The 23053-nt window shown below is 40.9% G+C and carries 24 protein-coding genes and 1 tRNA gene; 16 read left to right on the top strand and 9 right to left on the bottom strand.

The window, feature by feature from the left end:
- Positions 1-47: 47 nt before the first annotated feature.
- Genes murB through ACSSWA_RS02945 form a run of 3 tightly spaced genes read left to right on the top strand, consistent with a single transcriptional unit; the run spans position 48 to position 3692 of the window.
- Positions 48-1058, top strand: a complete 1011-nt coding sequence (gene murB / locus ACSSWA_RS02955; protein ID WP_437355093.1) for a UDP-N-acetylmuramate dehydrogenase — start codon at positions 48-50, stop codon at positions 1056-1058.
- 19 nt (positions 1059-1077) lie between these two features.
- Positions 1078-2460: an MFS transporter gene (locus tag ACSSWA_RS02950; protein ID WP_437355092.1), complete on the top strand. Its 1383-nt coding sequence runs from the start codon at positions 1078-1080 to the stop codon at positions 2458-2460.
- A gap of 5 nt (positions 2461-2465) precedes the next feature.
- Positions 2466-3692 carry an anion transporter gene (locus ACSSWA_RS02945; RefSeq protein ID WP_437355091.1) on the top strand — a complete coding sequence of 409 codons (1227 nt, stop codon included), beginning with the start codon at positions 2466-2468 and terminating at the stop codon, positions 3690-3692.
- Here the strand turns inward: ACSSWA_RS02945 and ACSSWA_RS02940 are convergent.
- Positions 3689-4012 carry a heavy metal-binding domain-containing protein gene (locus tag ACSSWA_RS02940; protein ID WP_437355090.1) on the bottom strand — a complete coding sequence of 108 codons (324 nt, stop codon included), beginning with the start codon at positions 4010-4012 and terminating at the stop codon, positions 3689-3691. The two genes, ACSSWA_RS02945 and ACSSWA_RS02940, sit on opposite strands and share 4 nt — an antisense overlap.
- A gap of 142 nt (positions 4013-4154) precedes the next feature.
- Here ACSSWA_RS02940 and ACSSWA_RS02935 point away from each other — a divergent pair, with 142 nt between their 5' ends.
- The 11 genes from ACSSWA_RS02935 to ftsE all read left to right on the top strand — a co-directional run bounded on the left by ACSSWA_RS02935 (position 4155) and on the right by ftsE (position 14726).
- A complete protein-coding gene (locus ACSSWA_RS02935) occupies positions 4155-5039 on the top strand; it encodes a hypothetical protein (RefSeq protein ID WP_437355089.1) in 885 nt (294 codons plus the stop codon).
- On the top strand, positions 5039-6106 hold the full coding sequence (locus ACSSWA_RS02930) for a mannose-1-phosphate guanylyltransferase (protein WP_437355088.1): 1068 nt from the start codon (positions 5039-5041) through the stop codon (positions 6104-6106). The genes ACSSWA_RS02935 and ACSSWA_RS02930 overlap by 1 nt, the downstream gene beginning before the upstream one ends.
- Positions 6103-6726, top strand: a complete 624-nt coding sequence (gene rpiB, locus ACSSWA_RS02925; RefSeq protein WP_437355087.1) for a ribose 5-phosphate isomerase B — start codon at positions 6103-6105, stop codon at positions 6724-6726. The genes ACSSWA_RS02930 and rpiB overlap by 4 nt, the downstream gene beginning before the upstream one ends.
- A gap of 63 nt (positions 6727-6789) precedes the next feature.
- Positions 6790-7545, top strand: coding sequence for a dihydroorotate dehydrogenase electron transfer subunit (locus tag ACSSWA_RS02920; RefSeq protein WP_437355086.1), 756 nt, complete (start codon positions 6790-6792; stop codon positions 7543-7545).
- Between the two features lies 1 nt (position 7546).
- The gene (locus ACSSWA_RS02915) at positions 7547-8458 is read left to right on the top strand and encodes a dihydroorotate dehydrogenase (protein ID WP_437355085.1); all 912 of its coding nucleotides are present in this window, start codon (positions 7547-7549) and stop codon (positions 8456-8458) included.
- Complete coding sequence (locus ACSSWA_RS02910) at positions 8448-9719, top strand: bifunctional folylpolyglutamate synthase/dihydrofolate synthase (RefSeq protein ID WP_437355084.1); 1272 nt, start codon at positions 8448-8450, stop codon at positions 9717-9719. Before ACSSWA_RS02915 ends, ACSSWA_RS02910 begins: the two co-directional genes overlap by 11 nt.
- Positions 9720-9865: 146 nt before the next feature.
- Positions 9866-11113, top strand: coding sequence for a transcription termination factor Rho (gene rho / locus ACSSWA_RS02905; protein ID WP_437355400.1), 1248 nt, complete (start codon positions 9866-9868; stop codon positions 11111-11113).
- A 4-nt stretch (positions 11114-11117) separates the two neighbouring features.
- Positions 11118-12356, top strand: coding sequence for a GWxTD domain-containing protein (locus tag ACSSWA_RS02900; protein WP_437355083.1), 1239 nt, complete (start codon positions 11118-11120; stop codon positions 12354-12356).
- Positions 12357-13334, top strand: coding sequence for a 4-hydroxythreonine-4-phosphate dehydrogenase PdxA (gene pdxA / locus ACSSWA_RS02895; protein ID WP_437355082.1), 978 nt, complete (start codon positions 12357-12359; stop codon positions 13332-13334). It begins immediately after the preceding gene.
- Positions 13324-14058, top strand: a complete 735-nt coding sequence (locus ACSSWA_RS02890; RefSeq protein WP_437355081.1) for a class I SAM-dependent DNA methyltransferase — start codon at positions 13324-13326, stop codon at positions 14056-14058. The genes pdxA and ACSSWA_RS02890 overlap by 11 nt, the downstream gene beginning before the upstream one ends.
- Positions 14052-14726 (top strand): cell division ATP-binding protein FtsE, encoded by a 675-nt coding sequence (gene ftsE / locus ACSSWA_RS02885; RefSeq protein ID WP_437355080.1) that lies wholly within the window; start codon positions 14052-14054, stop codon positions 14724-14726. The genes ACSSWA_RS02890 and ftsE overlap by 7 nt, the downstream gene beginning before the upstream one ends.
- Positions 14727-14783: 57 nt before the next feature.
- On the opposite strand, the gene ACSSWA_RS02880 is transcribed toward ftsE, so the two are convergent.
- The 5 genes from ACSSWA_RS02880 to ACSSWA_RS02860 all read right to left on the bottom strand — a co-directional run bounded on the left by ACSSWA_RS02880 (position 14784) and on the right by ACSSWA_RS02860 (position 18582).
- A complete protein-coding gene (locus ACSSWA_RS02880; protein ID WP_437355079.1) occupies positions 14784-15431 on the bottom strand; it encodes an adenylate kinase in 648 nt (215 codons plus the stop codon).
- 87 nt (positions 15432-15518) lie between these two features.
- The gene (locus tag ACSSWA_RS02875; protein WP_437355078.1) at positions 15519-15983 is read right to left on the bottom strand and encodes a nucleoside deaminase; all 465 of its coding nucleotides are present in this window, start codon (positions 15981-15983) and stop codon (positions 15519-15521) included.
- Between the two features lie 155 nt (positions 15984-16138).
- Positions 16139-16867 carry a 6-phosphogluconolactonase gene (gene pgl, locus ACSSWA_RS02870; RefSeq protein WP_437355077.1) on the bottom strand — a complete coding sequence of 243 codons (729 nt, stop codon included), beginning with the start codon at positions 16865-16867 and terminating at the stop codon, positions 16139-16141.
- Positions 16867-18384: a glucose-6-phosphate dehydrogenase gene (zwf, locus tag ACSSWA_RS02865; protein ID WP_437355076.1), complete on the bottom strand. Its 1518-nt coding sequence runs from the start codon at positions 18382-18384 to the stop codon at positions 16867-16869. The genes pgl and zwf overlap by 1 nt, the downstream gene beginning before the upstream one ends.
- Before the next feature lie 124 nt (positions 18385-18508).
- A tRNA-Arg gene (locus ACSSWA_RS02860) sits at positions 18509-18582 on the bottom strand.
- 427 nt (positions 18583-19009) lie between these two features.
- On the opposite strand from ACSSWA_RS02860, the gene rplU reads away from it, so the two are divergent.
- Positions 19010-19318, top strand: a complete 309-nt coding sequence (gene rplU / locus ACSSWA_RS02855; protein ID WP_437355075.1) for a 50S ribosomal protein L21 — start codon at positions 19010-19012, stop codon at positions 19316-19318.
- 13 nt (positions 19319-19331) lie between these two features.
- Entirely contained in the window at positions 19332-19592 is a 261-nt protein-coding gene (rpmA, locus tag ACSSWA_RS02850; protein WP_437355074.1) for a 50S ribosomal protein L27, read from the top strand.
- Positions 19593-19622: 30 nt separating this feature from the next.
- On the opposite strand, the gene mdh is transcribed toward rpmA, so the two are convergent.
- The 3 genes from mdh to ACSSWA_RS02835 form a co-directional block, all read right to left on the bottom strand.
- A complete protein-coding gene (mdh, locus tag ACSSWA_RS02845) occupies positions 19623-20588 on the bottom strand; it encodes a malate dehydrogenase (protein WP_437355073.1) in 966 nt (321 codons plus the stop codon).
- A gap of 71 nt (positions 20589-20659) precedes the next feature.
- Positions 20660-21073, bottom strand: a complete 414-nt coding sequence (locus ACSSWA_RS02840; RefSeq protein ID WP_437355072.1) for an ATP-binding protein — start codon at positions 21071-21073, stop codon at positions 20660-20662.
- A 57-nt stretch (positions 21074-21130) separates the two neighbouring features.
- Positions 21131-23053, bottom strand: coding sequence for a hypothetical protein (locus tag ACSSWA_RS02835; RefSeq protein WP_437355071.1), 1923 nt, complete (start codon positions 23051-23053; stop codon positions 21131-21133).

Genomic DNA, 23053 nt, shown 5'->3' with positions numbered 1-23053 from the left:
AGAATTTGCGGATATTTGTCAATCTCTAAATACGGAAACTTTATTGGATGAAACGCCATTTAAATTTCTCGCTCAAAAAATACAACACTTTCGGCGTAGACTCTGTTGCCAAAGAATTTATCGAGTGCGATGATGAAGAAGAACTTTTAAACTATCTCCGAAATAACTTTCCCGGGAACTATTTGATTTTAGGGGGCGGCAGCAACGTCTTGTTTACGAAAGACTTCGAGGGAAGCGTTATTCACTTCAACAAAAAGGGAATAGAAATAATCTCGGAAAACGATTCCTCTGTTTTGATTCGCGCGTCGGCAGGCGAAGCATGGGACGAGCTCGTAGAATTTACGGTTAAAAAACGATGGTACGGAATTGAAAATCTGTCGCTTATTCCGGGAACCGTCGGGGCGGCGCCGATTCAAAATATCGGAGCCTACGGAGTGGAATTAAAAGATTGTCTGGTGGAAGTGGAAGGCTTGAATTTACAGGAGCTAAAAAAAGAAATTCTGCCGGCTGACAATTGCAATTTGAAATACCGTTCGAGCATTTTTAAGGAAAAACTGAAAAACAAATTCCTGATTATAGCGATTGTAATTAAACTGAGCAAATCGAAAAGATTGAATCTCGAATATCGCGCTTTAAAAGAATACTTCCATGACAAAAGTTTTGACGATATCGACATAGAAGACGTACGTAACGGAGTTATTGCGATAAGGAAATCGAAATTACCCGATCCGTCTGAATTGGGCAATGCGGGCAGCTTCTTTAAAAATCCCGTCGTTAACGCAGACAAACTCGATTCTTTGCAGTCTTTATACAAGGATATACCGTACCATAAAATCGACGAAAGAATTTATAAAATACCGGCTGCGTGGTTGATCGAGAAATCCGGCTTGAAGGGAAAACGTATCGGCAATGTGGGAGTGCATAAAGACCAGGCTCTGGTAATTGTAAATTACGGCACTGCCTCGGGGAAAGAGATACTGGATTTTGCTGAAATTGTAAGGGCTGCGGTGTACGATAAATACGGTATTGAACTGGAGTACGAAGTTAACATAATATAGACAAAATCATGAGGTTAATATGTCTCGGGAAAATAATATACTGAAGAGCACTTTGAAAGAGATAACGCAACCGTTCAAAGACCTGCTTCATACATCGAGAGCTTTGTTCGGCTTGAATTTATCTTATATGCTCGAAGGACTAACCTATTTCGGAATAGTCGGGTTGCTTGCAATCTACTTTAATGAATATATCGGTCTGGACGACATAAGAGCCGGAAATATGGTCGGATTCCTGACCGCCGGCATCACATTGAGTATGCTGTTTCTGGGAGCTACGGTCGACTGGATCGGCTTGAGAAAATCCTTGTTAATTGCTCTTTCGGCAATGCTGGTGGGCAGAATAATTTTAACGGTGGCGCCCGCGATGGGAGAGCCCGGTTTGTGGGGGTCTGCGCATATTCTCTCGATGGTCGGAATACTCGGCGTTATTATCGGATACGGAATCTATCAGCCCGCGTGTTACGCAGGCGTAAAAAAATTAACCGATGAAAAAACTGCGGCAATGGGATACGCTATGCTTTATGCTCTTATGAATCTGGGCGGCTTTCTGCCCGGTCTAATATCGCCTCCCGTCAGAAAAGCCTACGGCATTCTCGGAGTCTTTTGGGTTTATGTGGCTTTGACCGTAGTGGGCATCTTTATTGTCTATTTCGTTATTACGAAAAATGCTTACGAGAAAGCCGTAGCGGAAGCTTCGAAAAACAAAAACGAAGAGAAAGAAGACGACGACGAACTGAAGAATATGACCTTCAAAGAAAAAGTGCAATTTTATATTAAGAATTTCCCTCTGCGCGATTTCCGCTTTCTCTATTTTATTTTCATATTAATTCCGGTGCAGACGTTGTTTGCTCATAACTGGCTTACTTTGCCTCTCTATACAAGCAGAGCTTTCGAAGGATTCGTGCAGGATAATTTTGAATTTTTCGTCAACCTTAATCCGATACTCATTTTCATATTAACGCCGATGGTTGCCGCTTTGACAACTAAAAGAAATACTTACAACATGATGATAATCGGAACGTTTGTCATGGCGTTCCCCACTTTTATTCTTGCGCTGGGTCCCAATATCAATACTTTAATGGCATATTTAATTATAATGACAATCGGCGAAGCAATGTGGCAGCCGCGCTTTTTGCAATGGGTTGCCGAAATTGCCCCGAAGAATATGACGGGGATCTATATGGGAATTGGTCAGTTCCCGTGGTTCCTTACTAAAATTGTAACGAGTCTCTATTCCGGCTGGTTTTTGATGAAATATTGCCCCGCAGATACGCCTCCTTCTCAAATGAATACTGAAACAATGTGGTTCATTTACGGACTAATTGCAATATTAAGTCCGCTCGGACTGCTCCTGGCCAAAAAGTGGATGATGAAAGGATTTAAAGTTAAGCGCGAAGGATAAGTTAAGTGTCTCGAGTTCAGATTGTAAGTCTGGCAATAATTTTAATCACGCTTTACGGAATTGCCGTCGGAAGGATTCCGAAATTCAGAATGAACAGAGCTTCGATTGCGCTTGTGGGAGCGGCTGCTTTGCTGCTCGCAGGCGCGATCGACTCGCTCGAGGCTTATAGCGCAATCGATATGGATACGATTGTTTTGCTCTTTTCGATGATGATTATTAACGGCAATCTGAGGTTAAGCGGCTTTTTCAAAATCTTATCTTCTAAAATTATCAGGTTTGCGCGAACGCCCTATCAGCTTCTGACTCTTATAATTTTTTCATCGGGAATATTATCCGCGTTTTTCCTGAATGATACGATTGTAATTGTTTATACGCCGTTAATTATAGAAGTTGTTAGGACGCTTAAAAGAAATCCGGTACCGTATTTAATTGGGGTTGCGCTGTCTGCGAATATCGGCTCGGCAATGACGATAATCGGAAATCCGCAAAATATGATTATCGGTATAGCCTCCGGAATTTCTTTCGCGGATTATATGGCTTATCAGATAATTCCCTCCGTATCCGGATTATTAGCGACGTTAATCGTTTTGAGGTTCGTCTATAAAAAAGAATTTTACCAAACATACTTCGATGAGATTAAAACAGAGGAAGTTAAACCGTACAAGCCTTTGCTGATAAAGAGTTCAATATCGACTTTCCTGATGGTTGTATTGCTTTTTGCGGGAATGAAAATTCCGATTGCCGCTTTTGCATGCGCGGCGCTTTTGCTTGTCACAAGACGTTTGAAACCGGCAAGAGTGTTCAATGAAATTGATTGGTCGCTGCTTGTTTTTTTCTCTGCGCTTTTTGTGGTAACTAAATCGATAGAAACTTCCGGATTAAGCTTTTATCTGTCAACTACAATTAATCCTTTATTGACGGAGAGCGTTTTCTCGTTTTCATTGGCTACCGTAATAATGAGTAATCTAATCTCAAATGTACCCGCTGTCTTGCTGCTGAAACCTGTAATACAGGTAATGCCCAATCCGGAGCAATCGTGGCTTGTACTCGGCATGGCGTCGACGTTTGCCGGCAATTTAACGCTGATAGGTTCGGTTGCAAATCTAATCGTTGCCGAAACAGCAAAAAAAGACAACATAACGATTACTTTCGGCGAATATTTGAAGCCGGGTATAATTGTTACGGCTATAACAGTAGCTATCGGAATTATCTGGTTTACTTTTATATTTTAGTCCTCTAAGACAACGGCAGTGCCGCTGGCAGAAACCATCAGCATACTGCCCGCTTGTCCAACAGTTTCGTAATCGAGGTCGACGGCAATTACGGCATTTGCGCCCATTATGGCTGCTTCCTGCGCCATTTCATTTAAAGCAAGCTCTTTGGCGTTTCGCAATTCTTTTTCATAAGTGGCTGATCTGCCGCCTACGATATCCCTGATTCCTGCGAATAAATCCTTGATAATATTTGCTCCCATAATTGCTTCGCCGCTAACGATGCCGAGATATTTAACTATTTTTTTCCCTTCGATGGCGTTTGTTGTTGTCAGTAACATATTGTCCTCCCGAATGTGTTAGGGAAAGATAACAAATTAGTCGTCAGACCGCTAATTTTACTTAACTATTTTATGTGACTGAATTATTAAAATTGATTACATTTGTCTTATATTATTGCAGGAAATTGTGTTATAGGGCAGGATGAAATTCGATTTTACAAGAAATTATATTATCCAGTGTGTAATGACGGCAGCTAATCAGCTCAGACTGAGCTCCGAAAAAATTGAATCGCTTGCAATTCTCAGAGAGCATCTGACAAAAGCCGAAAATCTTTTCGAAGAGATAGAGCGGTTTAAGAAAATTACGCAGTTGTCCAAACTCGGAATAAAACTCACCGAAATCTATAATTATACGGAAAACGGAAAGATCGATTTTCTAAAGCTGTCGGGCATATTTAAAAACCACAGCAGCAATCTGATAGGCGATGTCAGCAATCTGCTCGATATTGTAACGCCTCAGCAGATGAAAGAAATTTTGCAAAAGGAAGTTGCCGCGACCGATTCAAATGTGGAAATCGATCTCACTAAAAGGAAACCAGTTAATAAACCAGACTTGTCAACAATTAAAAGCGCGGTTGAAACGCCCAAAAGAGCTTCTACGGAGGATCTTAAAAAGGAAATTATTTTTGACGGACTGGAGACCGATGAAGAATTTAATTTTGAAAAATATGAAGCGCGGATATTAAGACCGATAAAAGAGATCGACGCTTTTTTGAACCGGGTTGCGCGCTACGACTATACCGAGAACGAAATTAATAATTACATCAGTACTATGAAAGAGAACGGGAACTTATCGCAGAAAATCGGTTTTGAAATAATTTCAAATATGCACTCTATTTTCGTTCAGGGACTAGAAGCAATTCACAATAAAAAAGTAGCCCCGAGCAATTCGGCAATCGAGGCTTTGAGAGCCTGTCTAATAGTTATCGTTGCAGTTGTTAGAGGCAAGGAGGTTGACATTACGAATTATTTAAATCGGGCGGAAAATTTTGGAAAAATGATTTCTCAAACAAAAAGGGTGATCTGATGAATTTATATGCAGTTATAATGGCTGGCGGAGTCGGCTCGCGTTTCTGGCCGCGAAGTAAAGAAAGAAAACCGAAACAGTTGCTCAGAATCTTCGGCGAAAATACCATGATTCAGGATACCGTCGGCCGTCTCGAAGGTTTGGTGAAAAACGAGAATATTTATGTGATTACCAATAAGATACAAAAAATGAGGGTCGTCGAACAATTACCCCAAATACCGCAAGAGAATATAATCGACGAACCGTTCGGAAAAAATACGGCAGCCTGTATAGGGCTGGCGTCAATTCTGATTAAACAAAGGGACCCCGAAGCCGTCACGCTGATTCTGCCTTCCGACCATTTGATTAAAGACGACGAGGCGTTTAGAAAATGTCTCTCGACAGCCGCCGACTTTGCATATAAGAACAAAGGACTTGTAACTATCGGCATAAAACCGACCAGACCGGAAACCGGTTACGGGTATATTCAGTTCGACGAGAAAGAGGTAAGTCCGGAAATTTATAAAGTGTTGACTTTCGCCGAAAAACCGAATCTCTCCACTGCAAAGAGATTCATCGCAAGCGGCGACTTCCTCTGGAATGCGGGCATTTTTGTTTGGCGCGTAGATACTATTCTCGAAGAAATCAAAACATATCTGCCCGACTTATACGAAGGCTTGCTCGAAATAGAAAAGGCAATCGGGTCGGAAGACTTTGTTAAACAATTGACTTATGTTTACGGACAGCTCAAGAGCATTTCGATCGATTACGGTGTGATGGAAAAATCGAAAAATGTATATCTTACAAAAGCGGAATTTTACTGGAACGACGTCGGCAGCTGGGAAGCGGTTTACGAAATTTCGGAAAAAGACGACGACGGCAATGTGCTGATAGGGGATATCTTTTCGGAATTCTCGTATAATTCTTATGTGTTTTCTCCCAAAAAATTTACCGCTGTTATCGGAGCGGAAAATTTAATCGTTATAAATACAAAAGACGCTCTGCTGGTTTGCAGCAGGGACAAAGCGCAAAACGTGCGCGACGTAGTCGACTATCTTAAAATGAATAAAAGGTCCGAACTTTTATGAAACAGCTCATTACGGAAAAAGATGTTCTGGACGTAATTAAATCGGGCAAGAACAGTCTGACTGTCGGCGGGAGTTATATTATTACTCCCGCTGCCAGAGATTTAATTATCCGGAAAAAAATCGAAATTGTATCAAACCGGAATCAATCTGCACCGGGTAAAAAATCTTTCGAAAAAATTGCCGTCGGATCGGATCATACCGGAGTGAAAGTAAAAAAGATACTTGTCGAATTATTGAAAGACAGATATTCGATTGAGGATGTAGGAGCATTCACGGAAGATTCGGTTGATTATCCTGATATTGCTTTGAAAGTTGCAAATAAAGTTAATTCGGGCGAAGCCGATTGCGGTATTTTAATCGACGCCACCGGAATTCCTTCGGCAATTGCGGCTAATAAGATTCCGGGCATAAGGGCTGCGACCTGTTATAACGAATTTTCGGCGCGCAGCTCAAGGGAACATAATAATTCAAATATTATTGTAGTAGGCGCCAGGGCTCTCGGCGAGGAAACGATAAAATCGATTGTTAAAGTATGGCTCGAATCGGAATTCCTGGGAGAACGGCATCAAAGAAGATTGGATAAAATTACCGCTATCGAAAATTCGATTCTTAAAAAATAATCTTATTCCTTTTGTTTTTCGGACGAACATATTTAAATTTGTCGACTAAAAAAAGAGCCTCATTTGTATACCGAATTATCAACAGTCGCATCGCAGGAAAAACTCAACGATCATACTTATCTGTTAAAAGTAAAAGCTCAGAAGATTGCAAAGTCTGTTAAACCGGGTCAATTTTGCAATATCAAAGTGTCGGAGACAAATTACCCGTTGCTGCGCCGTCCTTTCAGCGTATGCTATACGGAAGACGAATTTATCTATTTCATGTACGATATCCACGGCGTAGGAACAAAAATGCTCTCCGAGAAAAAAACAGGAGACCGGCTAAATATTTTGGGACCTCTGGGCAACGGTTTTAATACCGAAGGAGATTACGATACGGCAGTGTTAGTCGGAGGAGGCATTGGAGCCGCGCCTTTTCCGTTATTAACAAAGAAACTTGAAGGCAAGGAGCTTATTACTTTTATGGGAGCGCGAAACTCCGGACAGGTTATTAAATGGGGAATGAAAAATATTGTGGTAGCCACCGACGACGGTTCCGCAGGATTCCACGGGAATGTGATCGAATGTTTTCAGTCGGAGGTTCAAAATTTAGAAAATAAAAAAATAAGAATTTTCGGGTGCGGTCCTAATCCGATGTTGAAAGCGTTACAAAAAGTTTCAATGAATAAATACGATTGCCAGCTTTCGATGGAATCGGCAATGGCTTGCGGTTTCGGTATTTGCCAGGGATGCCCTATTAAAAAATCTGCCGGCGAAGGATATTATCTCGTTTGTAAAGACGGACCGGTATTTAATTCCGACCAAATAATTATAGGGTAAAATGATTGATTTATCCGTACAAATTGGAAAACTCAAATTAAAAAATCCGGTATTGTTGGCTTCGGGAACAGTCGGATACGGAAATGAAATAGCGGAATTCACCGATTTGAGCAAATTGGGAGGAATCGTAACCAAATCTTTATCGCTCAAACCGAGAATCGGGAATCCTCCTCAGAGAGTATGCGAGACTTCTTCGGGAATGCTGAACGCCATCGGGTTGGCTAACGTGGGCGTTGAAGTGTTTATCAAAGAAAAAATTCCGTTTCTTAAAAAATTAAATACAACTATTATTTGTAATATAGCCGCCAGCTCAGTCGAAGAATATGTTGAGTGTACGAGAATTCTTACTCACGAAGAAGCGATAGCGGCTTTTGAAATTAACGTTTCGTGTCCCAACGTTAAGGACGGCGGACTTGAATTCGGTAATAACTTGAAAGCGGTTGCCAGAATTACCGAGAGCGTCAAAGCGGTCACCGATAAACCGGTTATAATTAAATTGTCGCCAAACGTATCGAGAATTTCGGAATTCGCCAAAGTTGTGAAAGACAACGGAGGCGACGCCGTCTCGGCGATTAATACTTTGGTCGGAACCGCATTCGACATCTGGACGAGAAAACCCAAAATTAAAAACGTGACGGGCGGATTATCGGGACCCGCTATAAAACCTGTGGCTCTCGCTAAAGTGCTTGAAATTAGTCGTAATGTGGAAATACCGATAATCGGAATCGGCGGAATTATGAATTGGCAGGACGCCGTCGAATTTATGATCGTAGGCGCCTCGGCGTTTCAAATAGGAACCGTTAATTTTATCAATCCCAAAGCGGGCGAAGAAATTATCGAAGGCTTAATTGAGTATTGCAATAAAATGTCGATCAGCAGAATCGCCGATCTAACCGCTTCGTATGAAATCTGACAACGATATTAATGCTATTCTGACCAAACTCTATTCGATGCGCCAGTTCCATATTAAACTGGGATTGGAACGCATAGAAAAATTTCTCGAGGCGCTGGATAATCCGCAAAAGAAACTCAAAGTTTTTCATATTGCCGGCAGTAACGGGAAAGGAAGTACGGCTTCTTTCATTGCCAGTATTCTAATGGCTGCGGGCTTTAAAACCGGTTTGTACAGTTCGCCTCACTTTGTCCGCTTTAACGAACGAATCCAGATAAACAGCAATCTTATAGAAGATGAGTTTATAGCCGAATTTTATAACAAGTATGAAAAATATATTATAGAAAACGAGATAACTTTTTTTGAAGTTACGACTGCAATGGCGTTTGATTATTTTGCACGAAAGGATATAGACTATGCGGTAATTGAAACCGGTTTGGGAGGACGGCTCGACGCGACTAATTTGGTTGTTCCCCTGGCGTCGGTAATAACTTCAATCAGTCTGGAGCATACTCACATACTCGGGGAAACCATAGAGAAAATTGCGCGAGAGAAAGGAGGCATTATCAAACAGGGCAGACCGGTTTTTATAGGAGACGTAGATCATGCTGCGGCGGAAGTATTCGGCGCTATTGCCGAAGAAAAAAAATCTTCGATATTTTTTCTAAATAATTTTGCAGAAAAAGGAAAAGATTTTGTAAATTTGTCGTTGAAAAACCAACGATTTCATATTTACAAAACACCGTTAATCGGCTACCATCAACTAATTAATTGCGCTCTTGCACTAAAAACCTTGAACGAAACTCTCAACATTAATGACGGACTGGTAATCGATTCCGGTATCGAAAAAGTTATAGAAAACACAAACATTCAGGGACGCTACGAAATAATAAGCGAATATCCGAAAGTTATCTTCGATGCCGCTCATAACCCCGAAGGGATTGATACTTTCTTGCGGGAATTCAAAAATGAAGCAGACGGCTATGAAAAAAGAAGCGTAATCTTTGCGGCTATGAAGGACAAAGAAATATCGGGCATGATTAAAAAGTTAGGCGCTATTTTCGATACTATATATGTAACCTCTGTGGGTCTTGAAAGATCTGCCTCTGTGGAAGAATTGATTAACGAAGCTGAAAGAGCGGGGATAAATGCAATCCCTCTTTACGAACCGGCTAAAACGATCAAAGAATTTATTATGAATAAGAAAAACGAGTGTCTGGCGGTTCTCGGAAGCATCTATTTGCTCGGTAAATTAAAATCGGAAATTAATCAATTTACTTGACTATGAATGAATAGTGAGCTAATTTTCCAATGAACCTCAGATGACTTCTGCGTTATTTACAACTAAACCGTATAAGAATTGACTCTAAACCCCTTTAAAAAAATACCATTTTAATTAATCACAATTTGCAGGAAAATAAAATGCCAATGGACATATCAGAACTTCAATCCAAAAAAATCGTTGACCTCTATAAAATAGCAAAGGAATTCGGACTAACCGGCTACAGCGATTTAAGAAAACAGGAATTAATTTTTAAAATTCTCGAAGCCCAATCGCAAAAAGACGGATTGACTTTTTCGAAGGGCGTTCTGGAGGTGCTGCCCGACGGTTACGGATTTTTGCGTTCGGCGGATTATAATTATTTGCCCTCTCCCGACGATATCTACGTTTCGCCTTCGCAAATTAAAAGATTCAGTTTGAGAACCGGCGATTTTGTCAGCGGTCAGGTAAGACCTCCGAAGGAAGGCGAACGCTTCTTCGCTCTTTTAAGAGTGGAAGCGGTCAACGGTAAAAATCCCGAAGCTATAAGAGAACGTACGCTCTTTGATAACCTTACTCCTATTTATCCGACGAAGAGATTGAAACTCGAATCGGCTCCGGGCGAATATTCGATGAGAATTGTCGACCTGATAGCGCCCATTGGCAAAGGACAAAGAGGATTGATTGTATCGCCGCCGAAAGCAGGCAAAACAATTCTTCTCCAAAAAATTGCAAATTCGATTACGAGAAACCATCCGGAAGTTAAAATAATCATGCTATTAATCGACGAGCGCCCTGAAGAAGTTACCGACATGCAGCGTTCCGTGCAGGCTGAAGTGATCAGTTCGACGTTCGACGAGCCAGCCGAGCGTCACGTTCAGGTCGCCAATATGGTAATCGAAAAAGCCAAAAGAATGGTGGAAGCCGGCGACGACGTTGTTATATTGCTCGACAGTATTACGCGTTTGGCAAGAGCGCACAATACCGTTATTCCTCACAGCGGCAGAATTTTGTCCGGCGGCGTCGACGCTAACGCTCTTCATAAACCGAAACGATTTTTCGGCTCCGCCCGCAATACTGAAGACGGAGGAAGTCTTACGATTATTGCAACGGCGCTTATCGACACGGGCAGCAGAATGGACGAAGTTATTTTCGAAGAGTTCAAAGGAACCGGAAATATGGAATTGGTGCTCGACCGCACATTAGCCGACAAGAGAATATTCCCCGCTATCGACATTAATAAATCCGGCACGCGTAAGGAAGAGCTGCTGATGACAGAAGAAGAACTCAATAAAGTCTGGATACTGCGAAAACTCCTTTCGGATTTCGATCCCACGGAGGCGATGGAATTCCTGCTCGATAAAATGAAAGGCACGCGAAATAATAAAGAATTCTTAGCCAGCATGAATAGTTAACCAGATGACCAGGTTAGCTCTTTTTCTGGCTCTACTTGTTAATTTATTCATTACTGCCGACCGCGTGACCGCTCAAAACCGAGCCGGTGTATTAATAGAAAAAAATCTGTTGCCGGGCGAAGGCGCGAATTATCTTTATCTTTCCGTGCGAATACCGTACGATCGTCTTATCTTTCAGAAAAAGCAAAATAAGTATGCGTCCGGTTACACGGTAACTTTTGAATTATTTCAAAAAGACCGGGTAGTAGAGAGAAAAACAATCAGCAAAGAAGTATTTGCCGGCTCGTACGAACAAACAGAGAGCCGGAATAATTATTCACAAGCTTTAACGTACTTCAGAATCAACAACGGCGAATATTATTTAATACCTTCCGTTTCATTTCTGAATAGCGGCAATACTGTTATACTCGACACGATTTTCGTCGGCGGCTCCCAAGACTTTTACGACCCCGTAATTATTGAGTTATATACAAAAGAGTGTCCGGGTGTAAACTCATTCCCGCTTGTGAATTACGGGAATAAAATTCCGTTTGCCGCGAAGAATTACGGTTTGATTCTACCGATGAGGAATGCTTTTACCGCGGAAAATTTAAGAGTAAAGATAGAGCAAAACTTCAAAGTTATTTCCGACACGGTTATTGAAAAAATAGAAAACGGATTTCTGTCGGTTGAAGAATGTGATAAGAATCTTTATGTGTTAAGCGGCGGAGACAAAGGGCGGTATTTGACGCTCAATAGTTTCAGCAGCCGGCTCTATGAAGGCAAAGCAAAAATTAGTATTTATAATAACGATTCTTTATTGTACAGAACTTTCCTGGAAATATCCTGGATCGATAAGCCTTACGTTCTACGCGACGTTAAATACGCAATAGACATTCTCGGCGCCGTAATGGGCAAGGAAGCGTCGGACGAAATAAAAAGAAACAGTTCCGGTACATTGTTCAACGGTCTTATTGATTATTGGAATAAACATTTTCCGTCTGGCAATTCAGTTTACAACGATTTGATGCATGAATTTTACAGACGCGCTGATTATGCCGAAGAAAACTTTTCCACTATGACGGATAAAAAAGGAGCTCTTACGGACCGGGGCGTTACTTATATTAAATTTGGCAAACCGGATAAAATCGAACGGGATTATTCCGACAGCGTTGTAAAAGAATTCTGGTATTATGAAAATATCGGGAAGAGATTTATATTTGTCGACGAGAAGGGACTGGGCAATTACAGATTAGAGAAATAGATGTCTAAATTTGCAATCACATGCGGAGATATCAACGGTATCGGTCCGGAAATAATTCTGAAAGCCGTGTCCGTACTGGCGTCGCGTAAACGCAAATTTTTTATTTACATTCCTGCAAATATATTTGAACGATACAGAAAAAAATTCAACTTTAATATATCGTATGAAATAATTAAAGACGAAGAACAGGCGAGCGGCAAATATAATATTCATATCTGCGACCTTGGGAAAGCCCGGCTGACTGCGGGCAAGCCTTCCGAAGAATCCGGAGAATTATCCTATAAGGCTGTGCTCGGCGCGGTTCAGGCGGTAAAAAATAATTTGTGCGACGCGATGGTTACCGCGCCTATTTCAAAAGAGGCTTTGTCGCTTGCGGGAATCGACTTCCCCGGACATACCGAACTGCTTGCGCATTTAACAGGCGCTAAAAAATATTCGATGGTCTTTTTGTCGAAACAGATGATCTGTTCTTTGTTGACGATTCATGTTCCGGTTAAAGAAGTTCCGGGAATGATCAATAAAAGGGCGCTTAAAAATAATCTCGAAATTCTTTACCGGACGCTTTCGGAAGAAGCAGGAATAAAGAAACCCAAAATTGCAGTATTGGGACTCAATCCTCATGCGGGTGAACAGGGCATCATCGGTAAAGAAGAAAAAATGATAATAAAACCGGTTGTCGATTTATACGGATATGCTCACGGCCCGTTTCCCGCAGATGCTTTTTTCGGTTCGGGACTCTATAAAAAATTCGACGGCATTGTCGGTATGTACCACGATCAAGTGTTGATTCCTTTCAAAATGCTCTATTTCGACAGGGGAGTTAATTACACTGCAAATTTACCGATTGTAAGAACGTCGCCCGATCACGGTACTGCTTTCGATATTGCGGGCAAAGGAAAGGCGAATGCGGGAAGTATGATCGAGGCAATTTTATGGGCTGAAAAAATCGTACGGAACAGAAAAAAGAATGAACGATAAAACCGCTCCGCAATATTCCGCATTGGCTCTGATTTACGGGCATCTGATGCGCTCAATCGATTATAAAGACTGGGCGGAATATTTATTGGAAATTGCGGCGGGACTCGAAGCGGATGAATACAGAGCTCTCGAACTTGCGGCAGGCGCAGGCGAATTGTCGCGCTTTTTGTCGAATAAATTTTCCGATTACGTTGCAACCGACTATTCGGTCAATATGCTGAAGTTGATAAGAGAACCCGTTAAAATTGTCTGCTGCGACATGACGTCGTTGCCGTTTAAGAATAAATTCAATTTTATCTTTTCAACTTTCGACAGCATTAATTATCTTTTGCATAAAGAAAAGCTTAAAATGTTATTCGCCGAAGTAAAGAGATGTTTGGATGTCCCCGGCATTTTTACTTTTGACGTTAGTCTCGAGCCCAACAGCATAAAACATGCAAAGTATCTCAACAGGAAAGGAAAATTCGGCAAAATTAAGTATTCCCAAAAAAGCTACTATGATAAAAAAGAAAAAATTCATTACAACAATTTTGAAATTATAATGGAAGACGGAACAAAATATTACGAAGAACACCGTCAAAGAATTTATACAATTGAAGAATATCTCGAAGCGATAGACGGGAGCGGATTGTATGTTGAAAATTGTTTTGACGCTTTTACGTTTGACGACGTGAAACCGGATTCCGAAAGAGCTCAATTTATATTAAAGAAAAAGTCATGCTGATATTTAATCACGTAGATTTTTCGTATCCGAATCAGCCTGTGTTTCAGGATTTGAACCTTCAGGTGGAGCAGGGCGAGTTTGTTTTTCTAATCGGCAAAAGCGGCATCGGAAAATCGACACTCTTAAAACTGATCTATATGGACTGCTTTCCGGATTCAGGATATGTACAGGTGGGCGAATTTTCTTCCGATTCGATCAAGAAAAAAGAGATTCCTTTTCTCAGAAGAAAAATCGGAATTATCTTTCAGGACTTTCAGTTGCTGAGCGACCGCAATGTTTACGATAATCTTGCATTCGTTCTCGAGGTAACAGGCGCTCCGAGGAAGGAAATTAAAAGACGCATAATTCATGCGCTTTCGGAAGTCGGTTTAACGCACAAACAGACGAATATGCCGGACGAATTATCCGGCGGCGAAAAGCAAAGAGTCGCAATTGCAAGAGCCATCATTAACGAGCCGTTCTTGATTTTGGCGGACGAGCCTACCGGAAATCTCGATCCGGAAACGGCGGATGAAATTCTTTCTATTTTGAAACGAATTAATTCGCGCGGCACGTCGGTTATTTTTGCCACTCATAATTACGAATTGATACGGGCATACAACGCAAAAATATTGAAATTGGATAACGGTAAGGCTGTTAAAGTAGTTTTGAAGAAAAAAGAAAATTAAAAAAAGGCAGTCCTGCCCGCCGGGAATTTAACATCTGCGGATAAGACTGCCTTAATATTAATTGCCGTTTAGTTTATCGAGGATTGCCTGGTTAACTTCTTCTATCGGCTTTGTGCCGTCCACTTCGATTATTTCGGCTTTGTCTTTGTAATATTCGAATACCGGTTCTGTAGTTTCGTGGTATACTTTCAGTCTGTTTTTGATTACTTCTTCTTCGTCGTCTTTTCTTTTGACAAAGCTGTTTTCGGCGCCGCAGGAAGGGCATTTGGGATTGTCAGTCAGCGCGTCTTTATTGATTATATATCCGCATTGGCTGCATACAAGTCTGTTCGAAAGTCGATTGATGATAACATTGTCGTCGGCTTCGAGTTTAATTAGATACAATTTCTCGTTGTTTAATTCCGAGAGAATTCTGGTTAGAATTTCAGCCTGAGGAAGAGTTCTCGGAAATCCGTCGAGGATAAAACCGTTTTTGCACCTTTCCTGCTGAAGTGTTTCTTTGACAATTCCGCCGACAATTTCGTCCGGAACAAGTCCGCCGCTCTGGACTATTTCCTTTGCCTTCAGTCCCAGTTCGGTTTCGTTTTTGATTGCTTCTCGTAAAATGTCGCCTGTAGAAATATGAGCCAGATTTAATTTGGAAGCCAGAATTTTAGCTTGGGTTCCTTTGCCCACTCCGGGGGCTCCGAATATTATTATCTGCATAGCTAATTCGTTATTTTGTGATTAAAAAAGAAATTTTTACGGCGAAAATTAGTTATAAATGTCCTAATTAACAAACCGCTTTTAGTTTTAAGGCTCCCGCTTTCTCCTGAAAAATTCTTCCAGTAACGCTTTCGATTCGCTTTCGTAGATTCCGGAGTAAACTTTGGGCTTATGATTATAATTACTTGTTTCGATCAGATTGAGGAGGGAACCGCAGGCTCCGAATTTCGGTTGATAAGCGCCGAAGTAGATTGTTTTGATTCTCGATAAAAGCAGAGCTCCTGTGCACATAATACACGGTTCTGCGGTAACGTAAATGTCGCATTCGTTCAGTCGCCAGTCGCTTAAATAATTGGCGGCGGAAGTAATTGCAATCATTTCTGCGTGTGCGGTTGGATCCTTTAGCCGCTCCGTTTGATTGTAGCCTCTGCCGATTATTTTATTCTGATAAACAACTACCGCTCCGATAGGCGATTCGTTCTCCTCGAATGCTTTTTCTGCTTCTTGAAGCGCGGCAAACATATTTTTATAGACGGTTTCAGGGAAAATCATTTTATATACAAAAATTCAAAAAGTTGTGAGACTATTTGAATCTTTGCCCGTAATTATTAATACCATCTTAATTCTAATTATTCCAAAACGAAAGTATAAACAAAATAGAAAAAGCACAACCGTATTCCTCGATATTAAGGTCGAAGAGTAAACGCTCATAATTCGCCGGCGGCTTCGGCGTCCAGTATCCATTTTAATTTTCCATCTACGGGATTTACAAAATACGCGGGGTATCTACTGGCTTCCGGCGAACGTAATATTACTTCGCGTACTACCTTTGCCTTTTTTATGCCGGAAATAAGGAACGTTACCTTAACTGCATTATTGATGATTTTACCCGTGATTGTAATTCTTCTTTGACCTGTAACGGGATGAACGGCAGTAGCACAATAATCTTCTGTGGTAAATAAATCCAGGCGGTCCGGAAAAATAGAAGCTGTATGTCCGTCCTCGCCCAAGCCTAACAATATTAAATCGAATGAGGGATGTCCGCGCCGGAAACGCAAATTTTGTTCGAGCGTTTTAGTGTAATTGCAGGCTTCTTCATCGGGGTCGTTTTCTCCTTTGATTCTGAAGATATTTTCAGGAGGTATATCGATGAATTTAATCAAATTATCGTAAGTCATTTTGAAATTGCTCTCGTCGCTCTCCGGCGGTACGCATCTCTCGTCGCCCCAAAATAATTTAATCCTCTTCCACGGCAAAGCTTTATTATAATTTTCCGCAATATGTCTGAATAGTTTTTTCGGAGTATTGCCGCCGGATAGGGCTATCGTAAAATAATTTTCCGGCGTAATATCTTCGAGTTGATTGTTAATGTAATCGACAGCCGTTTTGGCTATTTTGTCAATATCGTCGGTAATGATAAGATTTTCGTTAGCCATTACAATTCACAATAAAGATTACTGTTGGTTAAATTGCGGCATGGGAACCGCCAGGTTTGATTTTCGTCTTCGAACAGATTGTCGGCTTCTTTCGGACCCCATGTTCCGGCAGGATAGCCGTAAAGCGGAACATTCGGATTGTTCGCCCATTCTTCCAAAACCGGAGTAAGAAACTTCCATGCTTCAATTACTTCTTCCGTGCGCGCAAAAAGCGTGTTGTCGCCTCTTATCGTATCGTGCAGCAACCGTTCGTATGCGCTCGGTATTCGTTGATGCGCCAGTTCCGAATATCTGAAATCGAGGTCGATATTTTGGACTTCAAAACCTGCGCCGGGAGTTTTGATCCCGATTTCCAGAAGCATTCCTTCGTCCGGTTGTATCCTCAAAATTAATTTATTGCAGGCTTCCTGTATATTTTTCCGCGTAAATAAAAAATGGGGAGTAGGTTTGAAATGGATAACAACTTCAGTAACACGAGTAGGAAGCCTCTTGCCTGTTCTTATATAAAACGGGACTCCGCCCCAGCGCCAGTTGTCAATATAGAATTTAATTGCGGCATACGTTTCTGTTTTGGAATCGGGTTTTATATTTTTTTCTTCCCGGTATCCTTTGACTGTTTCGCCGTTAATAACCGAAGAAATATACTGTCCTCTTACCGCAAATTTAGCTACTTCTTCTTTCTTGATCGGACGCAGGGACTGAAAAACTTTCAAAATTTCGTTCCGGATTGAAAGCGGCTCAAGCGAAGAGGGAGGCTCCATCGCTATTAAACCGACAAGCTGGAGCAAATGATTCTGGATCATGTCCCTCAAAGCGCCGATGGCGTCGTAATATCCGCCTCTGTTTTCGATGCCGATATTTTCGGCGGCGGTCACTTCGACGCGGTGTATGTAATTTCTGTTCCAGAGAGGCTCGAATATGCCGTTGGAAAAGCGGGTTACCAGTACGTTTTGTACGGTCTCCTTGCCGAGATAGTGGTCGATTCGGTAAATTTGTTCCTCTTTCCAGTCTTTTAGCAGCAGGTCTTTCAATTCGATGGCTGATTGAAGATCAAAGCCGAACGGCTTTTCTATAATTAATCTTTTCCAGCCGTCGCTGGTTTTGTTGAGCCCTGCCGCCGCTAAATGAACCGGTATGACTTTATACAATGAAGGCGGGGTAGAGAGGTAGAAAATCGTATTGCCAGGGATTTCGAATTTCGTCCTCAGTTTTTCCAGGTATTCTTTTAATTGTATGTAATGTTCCGGATTGTCATACTGCAAGCCGATGTAAAATAAATGTTCGAGGAATTTATTTACAGAAGATTTCTCTTCGATTTCGTCCGAATTAAGTATCGAATCTTTCATTATTTCTCTGAAATCTTCGTTCGAGAGCGGACTGCGCGCGGCTCCGAGAATTATAAATTTATCCGGCAGAAGATTCTGGATATAAAGCGAATAAAGTGCGGGTACCAGTTTGCGTTTTGTAAGGTCGCCCGAAGCGCCGAATATTGTATAAATATGTTTATCGTTATTCATATTCATTCAACAAAATATGGGTAAGATGCAGTTCATTTGAAAAAGTAGCAATAATACAGGTATTGAATTTACCCCCCCCCCCAATATTAAAAAAGCAGACCGTATAAACCGGTCTGCTTTTTTGTACACCCGGGAGGACTCGAACCTCCAACCTTCTGATCCGTAGTCAGATGCTCTATCCAATTAAGCTACGGGTGCATACAATCGATAAAATAATAAAGAACACAAAAATTTAGAAACTTTCTATAACAGTCAGATGTTCTATCCTCCGTTAGCTAACGGATAAGCTACGGGTGCATACAAGCGATAAAATAAAAAAGAACATAAAAATTTAGAAACTTTCAATAACAGCCAGATGCTCTATCCTCCGTTAGCCAAAAAAGCCGACACTTAATCGCTAATAAGCGATTGTATAATGCTGCCGACAATCCTTTAAGATAGACTATCCTAAACAAAATATTAAAAAGAGCGCAACAAATATAATACGATAAAAGTAAATATTCAATTTATAGGATAACTCATTGAAATTTAAGTATAAACAAAAAATCCTTACTTGTCTGGTTGACAACTATAAAACGTTTTGACTATATTAGTAGTTCAAAAAATATGATAATTTGGAGGAATAATGTTTGCTGTTGTAGATATCGCTGGGCAACAGTTTGTCGTAACGGAGAACAAAAAAATATACGTTCCGAAATTAAACAGTGAACCCGATTCGGAAGTAGTATTCGATTCGGTTTTGTTGTATAACGACGATAAAAATACTAAAGTGGGCGCTCCCAAAGTGGAAGGCGTAAAAGTGCATGCAAAAGTGCTGGAACACGTAAAAGACGATAAAGTGCTGGTCTTCAAAAAGAAGAGAAGAAAATCGTACAAAAAGAAAAACGGACATCGCCAGCAGTTAACAAGAATCGAAATTACAAAGATAGCATAAGAAGGAGGAATAAATGGCTCATAAAAAAGGACAGGGTTCGTCTAGAAACGGTCGCGACAGTAATCCTCAATATTTAGGGGTAAAAGCTTTCGGAGGAGAAAGAGTAACAGCCGGTTCAATTTTAGTCCGCCAAAAGGGAACCAATTTTCATCCGGGCAAGAACGTTAAATTGGCTGGCGACCATTCTCTCTTTGCCACAATCGACGGTTATGTAAAGTTTGAACGCAAGAAAAACAACAGGAAATACATAAGCGTTTACGAAACTCTTTCATAAAAAAACCCTCCTTAAAGGAGGGTTTTTTTGTTAAAATCCCAATCGGGTCATATCATCAATTAACTTTTTAACCGCCTCTACCGAATTATTAAACATTGCCTGTTCTTCATCGTTCAACGTAAGTTCCACGACTTTTTCGACTCCTTTTTCTCCTAAAATGGCTGGCACTCCCGCATAAAAGCCTTTAACGCCGAATTCGCCGTCGAGGTAAGCGCACGTTGGCAATAGTCTTTTCTCGTCGTTCAAAATAGCTTTAGCCATGGCTATTGCAGATGCAGCCGGGGAATAAAATGCCGAACCGGTTTTGAGCAATTTTACAACTTCGCCGCCTGCCATCCGCGTTCTTTGGACTATCGCTTCCATAACTTCCTTGGCTTTTCCGGCGTCATTGTATTTGCGTTCCAGCATTTCCATAACCGGAATTCCGTTTACGTTGGCGTAGTGTACGAGCGGGACCATCGTATCTCCGTGACCGCCGAGTACCATTGCGTTTACATCTTTAACGGAAACGCCCAATTCCCACGCTATGAACGAAGCGAATCTGGAAGAGTCGAGGACTCCGGCTTGACCCATAACTTTTTGAGTGGGGAAACCGCTTACTTTTTGAAACAGAGTTACCATTGCGTCAAGCGGATTCGAGATAACAATTACAATCGAATCGGGCGCGTAAGTCTTAACATTTTCCGCGACTGTTTTCATAATCTTTGCATTGGTAGTAAGAAGGTCGTCGCGGCTCATTCCGGGCTTTCTCGGCAATCCCGCTGTAATTATAACGAGGTCAGCGCCTGAAATGTCTTTGTAATCATTCGTGCCTTTGATTGATACATCCGACTGGTCTACTCTCGATGCTTCGGCTATGTCCAATGTTTTACCCTGGGGAAGGTCTTCGACGATATCGTATAAAACCACATCGCCTAATTCTTTTAAGGCTATTAATTGAGTGAGAACGCCGCCAATTTGGCCCCCTCCGATAAGCGCTATTTTTTTTCTAGGCATGGCTGCTCCTTTAATTTAATTGGATTTACGGACACAATATAGGAAGTTTGTCGAACAAGTAAAATAACGATTTATTTTAAATTCAGCACAAGAATGGTTTCAGTGCCTTCGCCGGTAAAATTATATTTCAGTTCGTCGACGAAAGATTTGATTATATGAATGCCGCGTCCGCTTTCTTTGAGAAGGTTTTCCGGTTTTGTAGGGTCGGGAATGGACTTCAGATCGAATCCTTTGCCCTGGTCTTTTATTATTATTACCATTTTGGAATCGTCAACTTTAACTGTGATTCTTATTCTTTTGTCGGGGTCGTTTTTGTTGCCGTGAATAATGCTATTGGAAACGGCTTCGGAAAAAGACAACGACAGATTGTTGAATTTTTCGGGCGACAATCCCGCGTCTTTTGCAACCCCAATAATAAATTCGTCCAATGCCGGCAGCAGACTTCTGTCGCTCGGAATTTCTTTATAACATATTTTCTCTGTCAAAATAGATACTCCTTAAATCGCTCTATAAAAATAAAACACATTCTTTATTGGTGCAAATTATAATCGATAATTTAAATACATATTGAAATTAATCTGTTTTCTGTAGTTGTTTGATGAAGAAATGAATTCATAGGTTCCGTCGAATGAAAAATCTATTTTGTCGCTTATTATATAACGCGCCGAAGCTATAGGTCCGACGCTCTTGTATGTGGAAGCCAATTTTTTCTGGAGACCCGCCGTGTAATTATACGTATCCAGTAAAAAGTATCGTATGCCGAATCCTATATTGAATCCTTCGATATTGAGAATCAATTTGGGCTCGGCGTAAAATTCGGTTAAAAATCTTACGGGGCTGGCAGAAAAATTATCCCAGTTGAAATCGCCCTGCTCGGAATATTTAACATAGGAGGTTACGAAAAAATTCAGATTCTTCCAGACGTTAGTTAATGTGGAATCTTTCAACATGAGATGCCGATATGAAAAACTTTTGTAGTTCGGATTCAGTTTTTCGTAATCGAATACTGTATAATTTGCGGAAACTTCAGCGGTATTAACCGAGCGGAATTTGCCTGACTCGATTATGCCTCCCGTGCCGAATTTTAGTATTCTTTGTACATTGTTATTGGAACTCCGCTGGGAAAAAATATAAACGGTTTTATTAAATGTGCCTTCCAGGTTGATAAATGCAGCAAAAATCCGGCTCAGTTTTTTCAGATAAGTTAAAGCGGCTGTGCTTAGGAGCTCGTCGCGGTCGTCATAATTATCAGGGCTCGGAGTGTCATACTGGAGTTTTCTGTGGTATAAATTAAAGGTGAGTAAATCGTTGGTTGTTATTTTATATAATGTTGAAAAAGAGACGTTAGCGATTTTCGAAAAATTATTTTTTAAGGATTCGGTCTTTTCCCTTTGATTGAATATTATTTGACTCAAGCCTTCAATTGCCCGCGGTTTATGATTTTCGTCGCGCTCGGAGTATGTAAATCTCAGCGTTGATTTCAGAGTCTCGGTGGTATAATCTACATTAGCGCCCAACTCCAGATTCATTTCGCCAATTTCAGAGTCGAATGAACTGCCGGATATATTTAATGCGCTTACGTATCTGGTAGACCTTTCCACCTGTTTCCACGAAAGTTTACCTGCCAGTTCGAATTTCAATGGAGAATTTAACTGAGCGAATGTAAGCCTGTCTGAAATATGATAATTCGATTCTTTGCGTGTTTGGATGTTGTTGTTAATTCCGAATTCCGAAGATGTTATACTGTCGGCTTTGAAATAAAAATCCCGTCTCTGTTCGGAGTAGTTAAATGATATTTGATTTATCAAATTATCGAGTTCATTATTCAAATCGAATTTAACGTATCTGATTGCGTTCTTCCTCGGCGATATATCTTCGTTCTGATATTTCATAAACGAAGAAAGGATGAATTCATTAATGTTCGTAGGAGCCAGATTAATTTCTCCTCCGTAAATAATTCCTTCGTCCGTTTCGTCTATTTGACTGTTTGTCGATTTGCCGCCGAATGCTGTAATATCAAGCTTCTCCCAAAGCCGGCTCCCGACGTAAAATGAAGTATGCGTTACATTTGTTTTGTTAATGGAAAGCGGGCGGCTGTCCCTGTATAAATTATTGTAAAAAAGTATTCCCGTTTTAATATAATTATTGAATTTGTATTGGATTAAAAATCTCAAATACTGTTCGTCTTTAATATTCTTTTCGGTAGACTTGATTACTGTTGAACTGAAGTTTTCGTCGAGACCGGCGAACAAGCCGGATAACCTGTAATTGTAATTCAGTCTGGTATTAAATATGTGCGTGCTGAGTTGCTTGTCGACCGTATTTCTGAGAATCTTGTCGGAAAAGGAATCGACGGAATACAATGAACTGTCCATTAAAACTTGAGCTTCGGATAAATTATTAATCGGCGGCAATATTAAAACTAAATAAACGAGTACGGTTAATATTTTATTTTTATCTGACAA

It is taken from the genome of Melioribacter sp. Ez-97 (genome assembly GCF_051488665.1).
In the GTDB taxonomy this organism is placed as follows: Bacteria; Bacteroidota; Ignavibacteria; order Ignavibacteriales; family Melioribacteraceae; genus Melioribacter.
The sequence above is the reverse complement of the archived record's forward strand: the minus strand, read 5'-3'. Positions and strand labels throughout refer to the sequence as shown.